Raw genomic sequence first — 16,623 nt, 5'->3', positions numbered from 1 at the left:
TTTTTTTATATAAAATTACTTTTTACGCTTTTTGCGCATTTTTATAGTCACTTTCTCGACATCACCACCAATGGGAGGGTTTAATTTACTTACCCAAACGGTCGCTTTTTTAACTAAAGCATCTTCTTTAAAAATACGATTCAATATGCGTTTTGCAACCGTTTCTAAAAGTTGAGAAGGTATGTTCATTTCCTCTTTAATAACCCGATTTAAGAATACATAATCTACAGTATCACTTAGTTTATCAGACTTTGCCGATTTTTGTAAATCAGCTTCAACTTTTAAATTCACCGAATAATCACTACCAATTTTGGTTTCTTCTTTTAAACAACCATGGTGGGCAAAAATTCTAATGTTTTCAACGGTTATAATTCCCATATTTATGTAAATAGATCGAATACGTTACTTAACGCACTCGTTTTAGTTTTATAAAATTCTGTATAAGTGCAACGTTTACAGGTTACCGATGTAAATTTTTGATTCTGTACATCAAATATTTTAGATAATGTACCACCCGTGGCGCGCATTTGTCCGATGCTATAGGTTTTGTTTTGGCATTTCGGACAGGTATAATCTAAATTTTTCATAAAAATATTTCTTTTAGTATAACGTCGTTAGATGCTTTAATATACTGAAATAATTTTTATTACGCTTGATAATATATAATGGGCAAAAATAACTTGATTTTCCGTAATTTTGACCCTTATTTAGTTGAAAAAAATCAGAAAATGTCTGAAGAAAGAAAATCTCTCAATTTTATTGAGCAAATTATAGAAGAAGATCTAGCTAACGGGATGTCTAAAGATGACTTACGTTTTAGATTTCCTCCAGAACCAAATGGTTATTTACATATTGGTCACACCAAAGCCATCGGTATTAGTTTTGGTTTAGGTGAAAAATATAAGGCCCCTGTTAATTTAAGATTCGATGATACTAATCCGGCTAAAGAAGAGCAGGAGTATGTTGATGCGATTAAGAAAGATGTCGCTTGGTTGGGTTATACTTGGGATAAGGAGTTGTTTTCTTCCGATTATTTTCAACAACTTTACGATTGGGCCGTACAGTTAATTAAAGAGGGTAAAGCTTATGTAGATTCGCAGTCTAGTGAAGCTATGGCCGAGCAAAAAGGGACGCCTACACAACCTGGTGTTGATGGGCCGTTTAGAAATAGAACGGTACAAGAAAATCTCGACCTTTTTGAACGCATGAAAAATGGTGAATTCGATGAAGGTGAACATATTTTACGTGCTAAAATTGACATGCAGCACCCTAATATGCTGATGCGTGATCCTATTATTTACCGTGTTTTAAAGAAGCATCATCACAGAACAGCCAACGATTGGTGTGTCTATCCGATGTACGACTGGACCCATGGTGAGAGTGATTATTTAGAGCAAATTTCACATTCTTTATGTTCCTTGGAATTTAAACCACATAGAGAACTTTACGATTGGTTTTTAGACCAAGTTGTAGAAGAGGATAAGCTTAGACCAAAACAACGCGAATTCGCACGTTTAAATTTAAGTTATACGATTATGAGTAAGCGAAAGCTGCTTAAATTGGTTGAAGATGGTATTGTTAATGGATGGGATGATCCAAGAATGCCTACCATTTCTGGTTTACGTCGTCGTGGATATACGCCTGCAGCCATTAGAAAATTTGTAGAAACGGTTGGTGTGGCTAAACGTGAAAACGTGATTGATGTATCGCTTTTAGAATTTTGTATTCGTGAAGATTTAAATAAAACAGCACCACGTGTTATGGCTGTTTTAGATCCTGTAAAACTGGTTATTACTAACTATCCAGAAGATAAAGTAGAGTGGTTAGAGGCTGAAAATAATCAGGAAGATGAAAGCGCCGGATTTAGAAAGGTGCCTTTTTCTCGTGAATTATATATTGAAAAAGAAGATTTTAAAGAAGAAGCTGGTAACAAGTTTTTCCGTTTAAAATTAGGAGGTGAAGTCCGTTTAAAAAATGCTTACATCATTAAAGCGGAATCGGTTGTTAAAGATGACAATGGTGAAGTAACTGAAGTTCATTGTACCTATTCTGAAGACACCACCAAACGTGTTAAAGGTACTTTGCATTGGGTGTCTATTCCGCATGCGATTAAAGCCGAAGTTAGTGAGTACGATCGCTTGTTTAACGATGAAGCTCCAGATAGTCATCAAGACAAGGACTTTATGGAATTTATCAATCCGAATTCTTTAAAAATTATCAATGCCTTTGTAGAACCTAGTTTACAAGAAGCTAAAATTGGCGACCGTTTTCAGTTTCAACGTTTAGGTTATTTTAATGTTGATGATGATAGCACTTCAGAAAAGTTAGTCTTTAATAAAACAGTTGGTTTACGCGATTCATGGGCTAAAGCGCAACCAAAACCACAAAATAAACCTGCTCAAAATAATACGCAAAATAGACCCGAACGTAAGGCTATAGATGTGATTCAGCAATTGGGTAAAAAATACACCAATTTGCCTGAAGCTAAGCAAGAAAAGGTTAAAACTGAAATATTAAAATTAGCTGAAAAAGTGAGTTATGAAGAGTTACAGCCTTTGTTTAATACCGCTGCTAAAAAGGTAGGAACGCGTATTGCTGTTGCTTTAACTTTAGGCGTTTTATTAAAAAATGGTCAAGCTAAAAATGATGACATTAATGCTTTTATAGCTAAAGCGACCGAAGATAAAAATGACATATTAGTGGCTATAGCCAAAGCGATTTAGTAGATAAAAAAAATGGTGTTTATTAAAAACGCGATTTTAATTTTATAGAAGCTGCTTAAAAAGTTATAACAAGCGTCATGCTGTGCTCGGCACCGTATCACATCACATTATGAATCAATAATTGTGAGAATCTGAAAATAAATTCAGATTGACGTAAAACCAACTTTTTAAGCAGCTTTTTTATTTTATGGACTTATAAACAGGTATTTTAATTATATTTAGAATTCTAACCACTAAACATTAAATAATGGAATCGAATTTTATCTTCTAGCGATGCTTGTAGCTGCTATTTCGGCATTGGTTATCGGATTTATTTGGTATCATCCTAAAGTATTTGGAACTGCTTGGATGCGCTCGGCTGGCTTAACTGAAGCCGATTTGAAAGGCGGTAATATGGCTAAGATCTTTATTTTAGCACTCTTTTTTGCTTTTTTATTATCAACGGCACTTCCTGGTATTGTTATTCATCAAGTTGGCGCTTTAAGCTTGGTTGGTGGTGATCCTTCTAACGCTTTACCTTCCTATGCCGCATTTCTTTCAGATTATGGAAATGCCTTTAGAACCTTTAAACACGGTGCCTTGCATGGTACTTTAACAGGAATATTTATTGCCTTACCCATTTTAGGTACTAATGCACTTTTTGAAAGAAAGGGCGCAAAATATATCTTTATAAATAGTGGCTATTGGATTGTCACTTTAGCCATTATGGGTGGCATTATTTGTGCTTGGTAATCCTATTATTTTTGTAAAGTTTTAACTAAAATAAAGACTGAGAATTGTAATTTTCAGTCTTTTTTATTTCTATTGAAAACCTATAAAATTTACGATGCTTCTGAAGTGCTTCCACAATCATGGGATGATTTAGTGGGACATGACATTTTTCTACAAAAAAAGTATTTAAAAGCCTTAGAAACGGGTATTCCCAATAATATTCAGTTGTATTATGTTGGTGTTTTTATAGACGATCAATTGGTTGGGATAAGTATCGTTCAGCATGTAAAATTATATCTTAAAGACATGTTTCGGAAAACTCAAGTTTCTTGTGTTAAAGAGTTTTTTCAACGGCAAATTTCAAAAGTTTTAAAAGGCAATGTGTTAGTTGTTGGTAATCTTACGCACACAGGTCAGCACGGTATGTTCTACGATAAAAACACTATTTCCTTTGGTGTATACACGAGTTTAGTATTTAATGCGTTAAAAACGCTTAAAACACGTATTAAAGAAAACGATGGTAAAACGGTGCGCTTAGTTATTCTTAAAGATTTTTTTAAAGATGATTTGCTATATAACCAATCTCAGGTTTATCAAAGCGAAGGCTTACATCAAGTGGCCGTACAGCCTAATATGATTATGAACGTGCGGCCCAATTGGGAAAATTTTGGAGACTATACTTCAGAACTAACCAAGAAATATAGAGACCGTTATAAACGCGCTAAAAAAAAGTTTGGAAAAATTATTAGCAAAGAACTGGATTTAGAGCTTGTTAAAATTCATCATGAAACGCTTCATAAATTATATTTGAATGTCTCCAATAACGCCAAGTTTAATTCTTTTGTATTACCCGAAAATCATTTTTTAAGCTTAAAACAACAATTGGGAACCGATTTTAAAGTATATGGTTACTTTTTGGATGGTACTTTAGTTGGTTTTTACACCCTTATTTTAAACGGTCAGCAATTAGAAACATACTTTTTGGGTTATGATAAAGCCCATCAATTTACCAATCAGCTTTATTTAAATATGCTGTATGATATGCTGCAGTTTGGTATAGAAAACAAGTTTAAAAACATTGTTTATGCGCGCACGGCCATGGCCATTAAGAGTTCTGTAGGGGCTAAAGCGATACCTATGGAAATGTATATGAAGCACACTAATAAGTTCTGGAATTGGATTTTAAAGCCGGTTTTTAAACTCATGAATCCCAAGCAAGAGTGGGAGGAAAGACACCCTTTTAAGTAGGGTTGTTTATTTGTTGATGCGTTTAATGGTGTAATTACTAGTTTGTTTTCTGTTTATTTTTTGTCATTCCGACGCTAGGAGGAATCTTAGTTTAAATTATTAAGATTGTTGGTTTGTTTAAGCGTTTAATGGTGTAGATGTTTTTTGAATATCCGCTGTTGATAGTAAAGTTACACGTCACCCTGAATTTATTTCAGGGTCACATTATAAAATATAGATTTCATACGTAATGAGATGCCGAAACAAGTTCGGCATGACGGAAAACAAACAATTGTAACTTGTTTAAACTAAAATTCAAAAAGAACAAATTAGTTTCTAATTCAATACAATTATAATCTTTAATAAAAAAGCCTTACGTTGTTAAAACATAAGGCTTTTTTTAGAATTTAGTAAACAGTTGGGTTTTGTCAAATAAACAAATCAACTAAGAACAAATTAATCTTCTTTCTTCTTTTTATTCTCCTTCATCATTTCACCTATTTGGTTACTTGCAGTAAAACTAGCTACCATATCGTTTAGCATGTTACTACCAGCTTGTGGTGCATTGGGTAATAAAATTAGGTTACTATTAGTTTCTTCTCCTAAAGATTGTAGGGTATCGTAGTGCTGTGTTACAACAATTAATGCCGAAGCTTCTTGACTGTTAATACCCACACGATTTAAAACTTCAACCGATTCCTCTAAACCACGTGCAATTTCACGACGTTGATCGGCAATACCTTGTCCTTGTAAACGTTTACTTTCGGCTTCAGCTTTTGCTTTTTCAACAATTAAAATACGTTGTGCATCACCTTCATATTGCGCTGCTGTTTTTTCTCTGTCGGCAGCATTAATACGGTTCATGGCTGCTTTTACTTGTGGATCTGGATCTATATCGGTAACTAAGGTTTTAATGATATCAAAACCATAATCTAGCATGGCATCATTTAATTCGGCTTTTACTGCTAATGCGATATCATCTTTTTTAACAAAAACATCATCTAATTTCATTTTAGGAACTTCAGCACGAACCACATCAAAGACGTATGAAGTTATTTGCTCATGCGGATAATCGAGTTTATAAAAGGCATCATATACTTTTTCTTTTATCACTTTGTATTGTACAGAAACTTTAAGTCTAACAAATACATCATCCAAAGTTTTGGTTTCAATGATAACATCTAATTGTTGAATTTTTAAACTTAAACGTCCGGAAACACGATCTACTAACGGTATTTTTAGTTGTAATCCAGATTGGCGTATGCTTTGAAATTTACCGAAACGTTCAATAATGGCTGCTGATTGTTGTTTAACCGTAAATAGGCCTGTTATAATGATAATGAGACCTAAAAAAATAATGGGAAATAAAATGAAAGACATAATTTTTAGATTATTATTTGTGAGAATTAATTTATAAAATTTAACCTAAATTTGAAGGTTAAAGTTTTATGTATGAAATATAAGTCATTTTTATTATTAGTCTTCTGTATATCACTTTTTGTTACAAAAAGTTTTTCTCAAAAAGGTTATTATAAGATTTCTAATGGTATTGGTATATCGGGTGGTTTAACCCAATTTAATATTATAACCGATAATTTTTCAACACAGGCATCAAAAGGTTTTACCGGAGGTTTACGTGTGTCTGTAGATATGCCTCCAAAAAGGTATAATTTAAGTTATGGTATGCAGTTTTCTGAAAATGTGATTGAAATTTTGGGACGCCCCAGTTTATTGAGTAGCGAAACAGAACAAATTCGATACAAGCTATTAATGGCGCAATTGGATTTCGCTTTACATGTTAAATTATTTAAAAACCCGTTGTGCATTATGATTTAAAAGAAAAAAGTTGTTCATCTTACTGAAAATCAGTAAATTGATTTAACTACAAATCATTAATAATGAACAACTTGAGTGCAAATTACGAAAGAATATTGGAAGTATTAAGAAAAATATCGAAAGAACAACTTTTAAGTTATCAAAGACGACAACCAAAGCTTAGTGATTTAGAACTTATCAGTTTGAGTCTTACTGCCGAATTTATGGGAATAGATAGTGAAAATGACCTTTTTAGAAAACTTCCAGATTCCCTATTATCAAAAATAGAGAGAAGTGTCTACAATAGAAGAAGACGAAAACTAGTTAATAAGCTCAACAGTATCAGGTTAAGCTTAGCTTCCCATTTTAATGAATTTGAAGATTATTTTGTAGTAGATAGTATGCCCTTAGAAGTTTGTAAATTATCACGCAGTTCTCGTTCAAAGATTTGTAAAGAAAACACTTATGCATTTCCAGATAAAGGTTATTGTGCAGCTCAAAGTTCTAATTATTACGGTTATAAACTGCACGCTGTTTGTTCTGTAAATGGTGTCTTTCAAAGTATCGATTTGAGTCCAGCATCTGTACACGATATTAATTATCTTAAAGATATTAAGATGCAAATAAGCGATTGTACATTAATTGGTGATAAAGGCTATTTATCAACAGAAATACAACTTAACTTGTTTGAAACCTGTAATATAACGCTAAATACACCTATGAGAAGCAATCAAAAAAATTACAAAGTACAGCCTTATGTATTTAGAAAAAAGAGGAAAAGGATAGAAACATTATTTTCACAACTTTGTGACCAATTTATGATAAGACGCAATTATGCTAAAACTTTTGAAGGTTTTAAAACAAGAATCGTAGCTAAGATAACTGCTTTAACAACTATTCAGTATATCAATAAGTTTATTTTTGGGAGAAACATTAATAATATTAAAATTAGCATTATTTAAAATGCACAACGGGTTTAAAAACTATTTAACCCTTGATTTGGGTCCTATGCTGCAGTATAATGGCGATTTGGAATTTAAAGACAAGCGCCAAAAAGATTATTATATTAACCAGTATACCGCTTTATCTGCACAAGATATTACGAAGCTTTCCAAATTTAATGTTAATGGTGTTGTAGGTGCTTCGGTTGGTATTCGAATGTTTATGATTAAAGCCCAATACATTCATGGTTTTACAAATATTTTAAATGCCCTTAATGATGAAAATTTAGATTTAGGAGGTGGATCTAAATTTAAAGGACATCAAGAAATGTATACTTTAAGCGCTATTTTTACTTTTTAAAATGAAAACAGGTGAAGCATTTCATTAGAATTGCTTCACCTGTTATATGTTATAATCTTTTTATGTAATTAAAGCGTACTTATCACGTTTTCAATACGTTTGATACTTTCATTTTTGCCAATCATATACATGATATCAAAAACATCTGGACCTTGTAAAGCGCCAACTAAAGCCAAACGTAAAGGCATCATCACTTTTCCGAAACCAATCTCGTTGCTTGTAATCCATCCTTTTATAGTTGTTTGAATGTTTTCAACCGTAAAATCTTCAATACCATTCACGATAGTACTGATTTCAGATAAAATAGCTTTGGTATCTTCTTTAAACGCTTTTTTCGAGGCTTTTTCATCGTATGATGTTGGTGCCGTGAAAAAATAATGGGTTAAATCCCAAAAATCTGATACAAATGTGGCACGCTCTTTAACCAAACCAATGGCCATACCGATGTATTGACTATCGATATCGGCATTTAATTTAGCGTCAACAATAGGTTTAAAAGCTTCCGCTAATACTTCGTCGTATTGCTCTTGCATGTAATGGTGGTTAAACCATTTTGTTTTATCAGGATCGAAACGAGCTCCTGCTTTGTTTACCCGTTTTAAATCGAAATCATTTATAAGCTGATCAAGACTAAAAATCTCTTGTTCCGTACCTGGGTTCCACCCTAAAAAGGCTAGGAAGTTTACCATGGCTTCAGGGAAATAACCATCTTCTTTATAACCTCTAGAAATTTCGTTTGTTTTTGGATCTTTCCATTCTAAAGGAAATACAGGAAAGCCTAATTTATCGCCATCGCGTTTGCTTAATTTTCCTTTACCAGTAGGTTTTAAAATTAAAGGTAAATGCGCAAATTCTGGAGCTTCCCATCCGAAGGCTTTATATAATTGATAGTGTAAGGCTAAAGAAGGTAACCATTCTTCACCACGAATCACATGAGTAATTTCCATTAAATGGTCGTCTACAATATTCGCCAAATGATAGGTTGGCATGCCATCACTTTTAAACAATACTTTATCATCTAAAATATTGGTATCGATTTTAATATCACCACGAATAATATCTTTAAGATGTAAAGTTTCATCTTGAGGTGATTTAAAACGAACCACATAATCTTCACCAGCATCAATTTTAGCCTGTGTTTCTTCCGCGCTAAGCGATAAAGAGTTACTCAATTTTAAGCGGTTGTGCCAATTATAAATAAAAGTTTTTCCTTTAGCTTCATGATCTTTTCTGTGGAAATCTAATGTTTCAGCCGTATCAAAAGCATAATAGGCATTACCCGATGCGATTAATTCATCGGCGTATTGTTTGTATAAATCTTTACGTTCACTTTGGCGGTAAGGACCAAAGGCGCCTTCTTTACCAACACCTTCATCAATTGGCATTCCGCACCATTTTAGGGCATCAATAATGTATTGTTCAGCACCTTCAACATAGCGGTTCTGATCGGTGTCTTCAATACGTAGAATAAAATCTCCACCATGTTTCTTGGCAAATAAATAATTGAATAAGGCGGTTCTTACGCCTCCAATATGTAAAGGTCCTGTCGGGCTAGGTGCAAAACGCACACGAACTTTTTTGGTCATGATATAATGTTTCTGTTGAAAATAGCCTCTTAAACAAGGCGTCAAGAAGCGCTGCAAAGATACAATTAACAGCTTATTTAGAACCTCGTAAAAAATAAAATTGTAGTTTAGTAAGTTAAAAGATTATCAACAATTAGGTTTGGAGGGGTGCATGAATCATTTTAAAATTATACAAGAAAAGTTAGAGGTATTTATTAGGCGATTTTATTTTAATGAATTGCTTAAAGGTGCCCTGTTATTTTTTACAATAGGCTTGCTGTATTTTCTTCTAACCCTTTTCATAGAATCTGTTTTATGGTTAAACCCTACATCTAGAACCGTGCTGTTTTGGTTGTTCGTGATTGTTGAATTAGGCTTGCTTATTAAATTTTTAGTCTTGCCATTAGCTAAATTATTTAAACTCCAAAAGGGTATTGATTACGAATTTGCTTCTAAAATTATTGGTAAACATTTTCCTGAGGTTAACGATAAACTGCTAAACGTTTTACAATTGCATCAGAATAAATTGCAATCGGAATTGCTCTTGGCGAGTATTGAACAAAAATCGTTGGAGCTTCAACCCGTGCCTTTTAAATTAGCCGTTAATTTTAAATCGACGACAAAGTATTTAAAATATGCTGCCATTCCTGTGCTTATTATTTTATTAGTGTTTTTGTCTGGACATATAAATGGATTTAGCGCGAGTTATAAACGGGTGGTCGATTATAAAACGGCGTATGAGCCACCAGCGCCTTTCAAATTTTTTGTAATAAATAATGATTTAAATGCTGTAGAGAACAAGGATTTTACTGTACGTGTGGAAACTGTTGGTGAAGTGGTTCCAGAATCTGTTCAAATTTTTTATAATGATGAGGTTTATTTTTTAGAGAAAAAGGGGATAGGTACTTTTGAATATGTGTTTTCTCAACCTAAAGAAACAATTGATTTCCGTTTGTCTGCAAACGATGTGTATTCTAAAAACTATCAGATAAATGTAATTCCAACGCCGTCTTTAGTGAGTTTTAATATGATTTTAGATTATCCAAACTATACTAAAAAAGCTAATGAAACCTTGAAAAGCACCGGTAATGCTTCGGTTCCTGAAGGCACGAAAATTACTTGGCAAGTTCAAACTAAGTCGACTAACGAAGTACAGTTTGTATCTAATGACACCAGTCTCTTTGTTTCAGATGGTGCTAACGCCTTTAAGTTTTCTAAGCAGGCGTTTAATCCTTTTAATTACGGATTAAGTACGAGTAATAGCAATCTCAAAAATTATGAAAATTTAGATTTTTCTATTAGGGTTATTAAAGATGAGCACCCTGAAGTGCGTATTAAAGTTGAAAAGGATACGGTCGATTTACAAACCCTTTATTTTTATGGTCAGGTAAGTGACGATTATGGCTTTTCTAAATTACAAATGGTTTATTACCCTTCTCATGATGAAGAAGCTAAACAGATTGTGGTCTTACCATTTTCTAATTCTAATGTTTCTGAATTTGTTACTGCTTTCCCTAATAATTTGAATATTGAAGCAGGAATTTCTTATGATTTATATTTTCAAGTTATTGATAATGACGTAGTTAATAAATTTAAATCGGTTAAAAGTCAGATTTTTAGCTATAGAAAGCGTACTACTGAAGAAGCTATTGAGAAAAACTTAAATGAACAACAAGATGCCATTCAAGATTTGAATAAATCTCTAAATAAATTTGATACGCAGCAAAAGTCCTTGGAGCAATTAACCAAGACCCAACTCGAAAAAAAGGTTTTAAATTTTAATGATAAAAAGAAGTTAGAATCTTTTCTGAAATATCAAAAGCAGCAGGATGACATGATGAAACAATTCAATAAAAAGCTTCATGATAATTTAGAAGAGTTTCAAAAAGACAATGAGGAGAAGGACAAATTTAAAGAAGATTTAAAACAGCGTTTAAAGGACAATGAGGAACGATTAAAAAAGGATGAAAAATTATTGGAGGAGTTAGAACGTCTTCAAGAGAAAATTAATAAAGAAGAACTGATTAATAAACTTGAGGAGCTCGCTAAAGAAAACAAAAATAAGAAACGCAGCTTGGAGCAAATGTTGGAGTTAACCAAACGCTTTTATGTTGAAAAGAAATTGGAGAAGTTGCAAGAAGATTTATTAAATCTTGCTGAAGAACAAGAAGTATTATCTAACAAACCTAAATCTGAAAATCAATCTGAAAAACAAGATGGCTTAAATAAAAGTTTTGAAGACTATAAAAAGGAGATTGAAGATTTAGAGAAAGAAAGTAAAGTTCTAAAAAAACCTATTGAAATTCCGCGGGATAAACTCGATGAAAATGAAGTGCAGTCCGAACAAAATAAAGCGCTTGATGAGCTTCAAAAATTAGAGGAAGATAAAGAGGCTAAACCTGAAGAACAAAATAAAAATTTAAACGATGCTCAAAAGAGCCAGAAGAAGGCTGCCGAAAAAATGAAGCAGATGAGCGCTCAAATGAAATCTGCTATGCAAATGGGTGGAGCGGAATCCATGCAAGAGGATGCCGAAATGTTGCGACAGGTACTAGACAACTTAGTACTTTTTTCTTTCGAGCAAGAGGCCTTGATGAATCAATTTAAAAGTATTCAGGATGATCATAACAAGTTTGCAAATTACCTTAAAAAACAAAATGATTTACGGGTTTATTTCGAGCATGTAGATGATAGTCTTTTTGCTTTATCATTGCGACAGCCAAAATTATCCGAACAAGTTAATAAGGAAATCTCAGAGGTTTATTATAACATAGATAAGGCGTTGGAGTTGTTTGCGGAAAATCACGTTTATCAGGGTGTTTCTAATCAACAATTTACTATTACGGCTACCAATAACCTTTCCCATTTTTTAAGTGACGTTTTGGATAATATGGAAGAAAGCTTGAGCATGTCTGCCGGGCAAGGTGGGCAAGGTGAGATGCAACTTCCTGATATTATTATGGGTCAGGAAGAATTAAACAAGATGATGGAGGAAGGCTTGTCTAAAAGTGAAAAAGGAAAGCCTAAAGAAGGGAATGGACAGCAGGAAGGGGAAGATCAGGAGGGTTCTAAAGAAAGTGATAAAAAGGGACAAAATGGTAAAGCTGGCGAAGAAGGTGATGGTAAAGCGGGTTCAGGACAAGGTGAAAGCGACGCGCAAGATGCTTTATTATTTGAAATTTATAAACAGCAACAGGCCTTACGTGATGCTTTAAAAGCAAAGTTATCACAGGAAGGTAAATCTGGAACGGGAGCTGCTTTGGTGCGTCAGATGGAACGAATCGAAATGGATTTGTTGAATGAAGGTTTTACGGAACGTACGCTTCAACGTATGATGAATTTGAAACATCAGTTAATGCGTTTGGAAAATGCAACTCTAGAACAGGGTGAAGATGATAAACGAGAATCTGAAACACCTAATAATGATTTTAATGGGGTTTCTACGGATCAATTACCGAAGGCAAAACAATATTTTAAAACTACCGAAATTTTAAACCGACAAGCTTTACCTTTGCAGCAAATTTACAAAGAACGTGTAAAGCTATATTTTAAGGAAGATCATGATTAATTTTAATTACGAAACTGAATTTGAACTTGCCTCGGAGGGCACTATTTCTAAATGGATAAAGGATGCCATAGCTTTGGAAAACCATAAGCTTGAAGAGATAAATTATATTTTCTGTACCGATGATTATTTGTACGATTTAAATGTGGAGTTTTTAAATCATGATACTCTTACCGATATCATAAGTTTTGATTATTCCATAGGTAAAATTATTCAAGGTGATATTTATATTTCGGTTGATCGTGTGCGTGATAATGCGTTAGAATATAATGTTGATTTTGACGAGGAAATGTGTCGAGTTATCATACATGGTATTTTACATTATTGTGGCTATAAAGATAAAACGGATGATGAAGCAAAATTGATGCGTGAGAAAGAAAATTTCTATTTATCTCGCTTGAAGTAGGATTCCGTATTTCATTGTATATTTGCAAACTAAAAATTTTAGTGTTCCACGTGGAACACTGTATTGAAACCAGATTTTATGTTTAATGAAGTTTATGATGTTATCGTTGTAGGTGCTGGGCACGCAGGAAGTGAAGCGGCGGCCGCAGCGGCTAACATGGGTAGTAAAACCTTGTTAGTTACCATGAACCTGCAAAACATCGCTCAGATGTCTTGTAATCCCGCTATGGGAGGAATTGCTAAGGGGCAAATTGTTCGTGAGATTGATGCTTTAGGTGGTTACAGCGGTATTGTGTCTGATACATCGGCTATTCAATTTAAGATGCTTAATAAATCTAAAGGACCTGCGATGTGGAGTCCGAGGGTTCAAAGTGACCGTATGCGATTTGCTGAAGATTGGCGTATGCTTTTAGAGGGTACTCCTAATTTAGATTTTTATCAAGAAATGGTTGCTGGTTTGTTAATTGAAAACGGACGTGTATCCGGAGTAAAAACTTCGCTAGGTGTTTCTATAAAGGCCAAATCTGTGGTACTTACTAATGGAACTTTTCTAAATGGTTTAATTCATATTGGTGATAAAAATTTTGGTGGAGGTAGAGCAGGGGAAAAAGCTGCAACCGGTATTACCGAACAACTGGTAGAATTAGGTTTCGAATCTGGTAGAATGAAAACTGGAACACCTCCAAGAGTTGACGGACGAAGTTTAGATTATTCTAAAATGACCGAACAACCTGGTGATGATAATCCTGAAAAATTTTCATTTTTAGACATAACGAAACCTCTTGTAGAACAGCGTTCTTGTTACATGACTTATACTAGCGAACAAGTTCATGATTTGTTACGTGAGGGGTTTGATCGTTCGCCTATGTTTAACGGTCGAATTAAAAGTTTGGGTCCACGTTATTGTCCGTCTATCGAAGATAAAATAAATCGTTTTGCAGATAAGGACAGGCATCAATTATTTATCGAACCTGAAGGCTGGCATACCTGTGAAGTTTATGTGAATGGTTTTTCTACATCGCTTCCAGAAGATGTTCAGTTTAAGGCTTTACGTTCGGTAGTAGGTTTTGAGAATGTGAAATTCTTCAGACCAGGATATGCTATTGAATATGATTATTTTCCACCTACACAGCTTAAACATACTTTGGAAACTAAGTTGGTTGAAGGGTTGTATTTTGCTGGACAAATTAATGGTACTACTGGTTATGAAGAGGCTGCTTCTCAAGGCTTAATGGCTGGTATTAATGCCAGCTTAAAAGTTCAAGAACGGGAGGCTTTTACTTTAAAAAGAGATGAAGCTTATATAGGAGTTTTAATAGATGATTTAATTACGAAGGGTACAGAAGAGCCTTATCGTATGTTTACTTCAAGGGCTGAATATCGTACTTTATTGCGTCAGGATAATGCGGATTTTAGATTAACACCAAAAGGTTTTGAGCTTGGTTTAGCTTCTGAAAAACGTTTAAAACGGATGGAGGAGAAGCATGAGGCAGCCGAAAAGTTTGTTGACTTCTTTGAAAAAACAAGTGTTAAGCCGGAGGTGATTAATCCTATTTTAGAAAGTAAATCCTCGTCGCCTGTAAAGCAATCCGGGAAGTTGTTTAAGGTTTTTGCACGACCAAATATCGAAATGGATGATCTCAGAAAAGTAGATAGTGTTGAGGTTTATATTCAAGAAAACAACTTAGATCGTGAGATTATTGAGCAGGCAGAGATACAAGTGAAGTATGCAGGATATATTGCTAAAGAAAAGAATAATGCCGATAAATTAAGTCGTTTAGAGTATGTTAAAATACCAGCTAATTTTGACTATTCTCAAATCAAATCCATGAGTTTTGAGGCTCGTGAAAAGCTTAAAAAAATACAACCTACAACCGTTTCTCAGGCTTCCAGAATTAGTGGTGTATCTCCAAATGACATCTCTGTATTGCTTGTTTATATGGGTAGATAATCCTTAAAAAAAGCATTTCTTTTTGAAACGTTCCACGTGGAACATGTGTTTTTTAATGATATTTTTTATGTCACACTGAGTTTGTAGAAGTGTTTTTTAATGAAAATTTGACGCAAAAATAGGTATTTGATAAGCTCAGACTGACACGAGATTTAGTTGAAAATGTATCAATTTCACCTAGAAACTTTATTAAAAAAGTAGCCTTTATTAATTCCTTTTTGAAGTTCAAGATGTTTTTTAGGTCTGTTTTTAGTCTGTGTTTCCATTTAAAAAGCAATTAAAATTTTCATTTTTTGCGATAAATAGGGTTTTGTTTATTCATGGTTTTTATGTTACACTAAGCTTGTCGAAGTGCTTTTTTAGTAAAACTTTGATGCAAAAATAGGTCTTCGACAAGCTCAGACTGACACGAAATTTAATTGAAATCGTATCAGTTTCACCTGAAAATTTCATCAAAAAAACAGCCTTTATTTATTTCTTTTTTGAAGTTCAAGATGTTTTTAAGTCTGTATTTCTATTTAAAATGCAATCAAGATTTTCACTTTTTGTGATAAATTGACCTTAGTTTAATCATAGTTTTTGTGTCACACTAAGCATGTCGAAGTATTTTTTGTTTAAACTTTGATGCAAAAATAGGTCTTCGACAAGCTCAGACTGACACGAGATTTAGTTGAAAATGTATCAATTTTACCTAGAAACTTTATTGAAAAAGTAGCCTTTATTAATTCCTTTTTGAAGTTCAATATGTTTTTTAGGTCTGTTTTTAGTCTGTGTTTCCATTTAAAAAGCAATTAAAATTTTCATTTTTTGCGGTAAATAGGGTTTTGTTTATTCATGGTTTTTATGTTACACTAAGCTTGTCGAAGTGCTTTTTTAGTAAAACTTTGATGCAAAAATAGGTATTCGATAAGCTCAGACTGACACGAGATTTAGTTGAAAATGTATCAATTTCACCTGAAAATTTCATCAAAAAAACAGCCTTTATTTATTTCTTTTTTGAAGTTCAAGATGTTTTTAAGTCTGTATTTCTATTTAAAATGCAATCAAGATTTTCACTTTTTGTGATAAATTGACCTTAGTTTAATCATAGTTTTTCTGTCACACTAAGCATGTCGAAGTATTTTTTGTTTAAACTTTGATGCAAAAATAGGTCTTCGATAAGCTTAGATTGACACGAGATTTAGTTGAAAACGTATCAGGTTCATCTAGAAATTTCATCAAAAAAACAGCCTTTATTTATTTCTTTGTTAAAGTTCAGGATGTTTTTTAGGTCTGAATTTCCATTTAAAATGCAATCAAGATTTTCACTTTTTGTGATAAATTGACCTTAGTTTAATCATAGTTTTTGTGTCACACTAA

The 16,623-nt window shown here is 33.4% G+C and carries 13 protein-coding genes; 9 read left to right on the top strand and 4 right to left on the bottom strand.

The window, feature by feature from the left end; genetic code table 11:
- Positions 1-15 precede the first annotated feature (15 nt).
- Complete coding sequence (folB, locus tag C1A40_RS06555; RefSeq protein WP_102995197.1) at positions 16-378, bottom strand: dihydroneopterin aldolase; 363 nt, start codon at positions 376-378, stop codon at positions 16-18.
- Between the two features lie 2 nt (positions 379-380).
- Entirely contained in the window at positions 381-587 is a 207-nt protein-coding gene (locus C1A40_RS06550; RefSeq protein ID WP_068605033.1) for a zinc ribbon domain-containing protein, read from the bottom strand.
- Between the two features lie 141 nt (positions 588-728).
- On the opposite strand from C1A40_RS06550, the gene C1A40_RS06545 reads away from it, so the two are divergent.
- The 3 genes from C1A40_RS06545 (at position 729) to C1A40_RS06535 (ending at position 4,682) form a co-directional block, all read left to right on the top strand.
- A complete protein-coding gene (locus C1A40_RS06545; RefSeq protein WP_102997156.1) occupies positions 729-2,723 on the top strand; it encodes a glutamine--tRNA ligase/YqeY domain fusion protein in 1,995 nt (664 codons plus the stop codon).
- A 273-nt stretch (positions 2,724-2,996) separates the two neighbouring features.
- The gene (locus C1A40_RS06540; protein WP_102995196.1) at positions 2,997-3,455 is read left to right on the top strand and encodes a DUF1761 domain-containing protein; all 459 of its coding nucleotides are present in this window, start codon (positions 2,997-2,999) and stop codon (positions 3,453-3,455) included.
- Between the two features lie 72 nt (positions 3,456-3,527).
- Entirely contained in the window at positions 3,528-4,682 is a 1,155-nt protein-coding gene (locus C1A40_RS06535; protein WP_102995195.1) for a GNAT family N-acetyltransferase, read from the top strand.
- A 435-nt stretch (positions 4,683-5,117) separates the two neighbouring features.
- Here C1A40_RS06535 and C1A40_RS06530 read toward each other — a convergent pair whose 3' ends face one another.
- Complete coding sequence (locus C1A40_RS06530) at positions 5,118-6,041, bottom strand: SPFH domain-containing protein (RefSeq protein WP_102995194.1); 924 nt, start codon at positions 6,039-6,041, stop codon at positions 5,118-5,120.
- Positions 6,042-6,113: 72 nt separating this feature from the next.
- On the opposite strand from C1A40_RS06530, the gene C1A40_RS06525 reads away from it, so the two are divergent.
- From C1A40_RS06525 to C1A40_RS06515, 3 genes are all read left to right on the top strand, one after another.
- On the top strand, positions 6,114-6,497 hold the full coding sequence (locus C1A40_RS06525; RefSeq protein WP_102995193.1) for a hypothetical protein: 384 nt from the start codon (positions 6,114-6,116) through the stop codon (positions 6,495-6,497).
- A gap of 62 nt (positions 6,498-6,559) precedes the next feature.
- Positions 6,560-7,438 (top strand): IS982 family transposase, encoded by an 879-nt coding sequence (locus C1A40_RS06520; protein ID WP_102994439.1) that lies wholly within the window; start codon positions 6,560-6,562, stop codon positions 7,436-7,438.
- A 1-nt stretch (position 7,439) separates the two neighbouring features.
- Positions 7,440-7,778 (top strand): hypothetical protein, encoded by a 339-nt coding sequence (locus C1A40_RS06515; RefSeq protein WP_158651306.1) that lies wholly within the window; start codon positions 7,440-7,442, stop codon positions 7,776-7,778.
- 68 nt (positions 7,779-7,846) lie between these two features.
- Here the strand turns inward: C1A40_RS06515 and gltX are convergent, their stop codons facing one another.
- Entirely contained in the window at positions 7,847-9,364 is a 1,518-nt protein-coding gene (gene gltX, locus C1A40_RS06510) for a glutamate--tRNA ligase (RefSeq protein WP_102995191.1), read from the bottom strand.
- A 151-nt stretch (positions 9,365-9,515) separates the two neighbouring features.
- On the opposite strand from gltX, the gene C1A40_RS06505 reads away from it, so the two are divergent.
- The 3 genes from C1A40_RS06505 (at position 9,516) to mnmG (ending at position 15,264) form a co-directional block, all read left to right on the top strand.
- On the top strand, positions 9,516-12,911 hold the full coding sequence (locus C1A40_RS06505) for a DUF4175 family protein (RefSeq protein ID WP_102995190.1): 3,396 nt from the start codon (positions 9,516-9,518) through the stop codon (positions 12,909-12,911).
- Entirely contained in the window at positions 12,904-13,314 is a 411-nt protein-coding gene (ybeY, locus tag C1A40_RS06500) for an rRNA maturation RNase YbeY (RefSeq protein ID WP_102995189.1), read from the top strand. The genes C1A40_RS06505 and ybeY overlap by 8 nt, the downstream gene beginning before the upstream one ends.
- 78 nt (positions 13,315-13,392) lie before the next feature.
- The gene (gene mnmG / locus C1A40_RS06495) at positions 13,393-15,264 is read left to right on the top strand and encodes a tRNA uridine-5-carboxymethylaminomethyl(34) synthesis enzyme MnmG (RefSeq protein ID WP_102997155.1); all 1,872 of its coding nucleotides are present in this window, start codon (positions 13,393-13,395) and stop codon (positions 15,262-15,264) included.
- Positions 15,265-16,623: the final 1,359 nt, after the last annotated feature.

Source organism: Tamlana carrageenivorans, assembly GCF_002893765.1.
Lineage (GTDB): Bacteria > Bacteroidota > Bacteroidia > Flavobacteriales > Flavobacteriaceae > Pseudotamlana > Pseudotamlana carrageenivorans.
This window is presented reverse-complemented; position numbering and strand designations above follow the sequence as displayed.

What these genes read in the sequence shown, in the direction of transcription:
- folB (WP_102995197.1), bottom strand. Translation starts at nt 378, where the DNA reads ATGGGAATTATAACCGTTGAAAACATTAGAATTTTTGCCCACCATGGT.
- C1A40_RS06550 (WP_068605033.1), bottom strand. Translation starts at nt 587, where the DNA reads ATGAAAAATTTAGATTATACCTGTCCGAAATGCCAAAACAAAACCTAT.
- C1A40_RS06545 (WP_102997156.1), top strand. Translation starts at nt 729, where the DNA reads ATGTCTGAAGAAAGAAAATCTCTCAATTTTATTGAGCAAATTATAGAA.
- C1A40_RS06540 (WP_102995196.1), top strand. Translation starts at nt 2,997, where the DNA reads ATGCTTGTAGCTGCTATTTCGGCATTGGTTATCGGATTTATTTGGTAT.
- C1A40_RS06530 (WP_102995194.1), bottom strand. Translation starts at nt 6,041, where the DNA reads ATGTCTTTCATTTTATTTCCCATTATTTTTTTAGGTCTCATTATCATT.
- C1A40_RS06525 (WP_102995193.1), top strand. Translation starts at nt 6,114, where the DNA reads ATGAAATATAAGTCATTTTTATTATTAGTCTTCTGTATATCACTTTTT.
- C1A40_RS06520 (WP_102994439.1), top strand. Translation starts at nt 6,560, where the DNA reads ATGAACAACTTGAGTGCAAATTACGAAAGAATATTGGAAGTATTAAGA.
- C1A40_RS06515 (WP_158651306.1), top strand. Translation starts at nt 7,440, where the DNA reads ATGCACAACGGGTTTAAAAACTATTTAACCCTTGATTTGGGTCCTATG.
- gltX (WP_102995191.1), bottom strand. Translation starts at nt 9,364, where the DNA reads ATGACCAAAAAAGTTCGTGTGCGTTTTGCACCTAGCCCGACAGGACCT.
- C1A40_RS06505 (WP_102995190.1), top strand. Translation starts at nt 9,516, where the DNA reads ATGAATCATTTTAAAATTATACAAGAAAAGTTAGAGGTATTTATTAGG.
- ybeY (WP_102995189.1), top strand. Translation starts at nt 12,904, where the DNA reads ATGATTAATTTTAATTACGAAACTGAATTTGAACTTGCCTCGGAGGGC.
- mnmG (WP_102997155.1), top strand. Translation starts at nt 13,393, where the DNA reads ATGTTTAATGAAGTTTATGATGTTATCGTTGTAGGTGCTGGGCACGCA.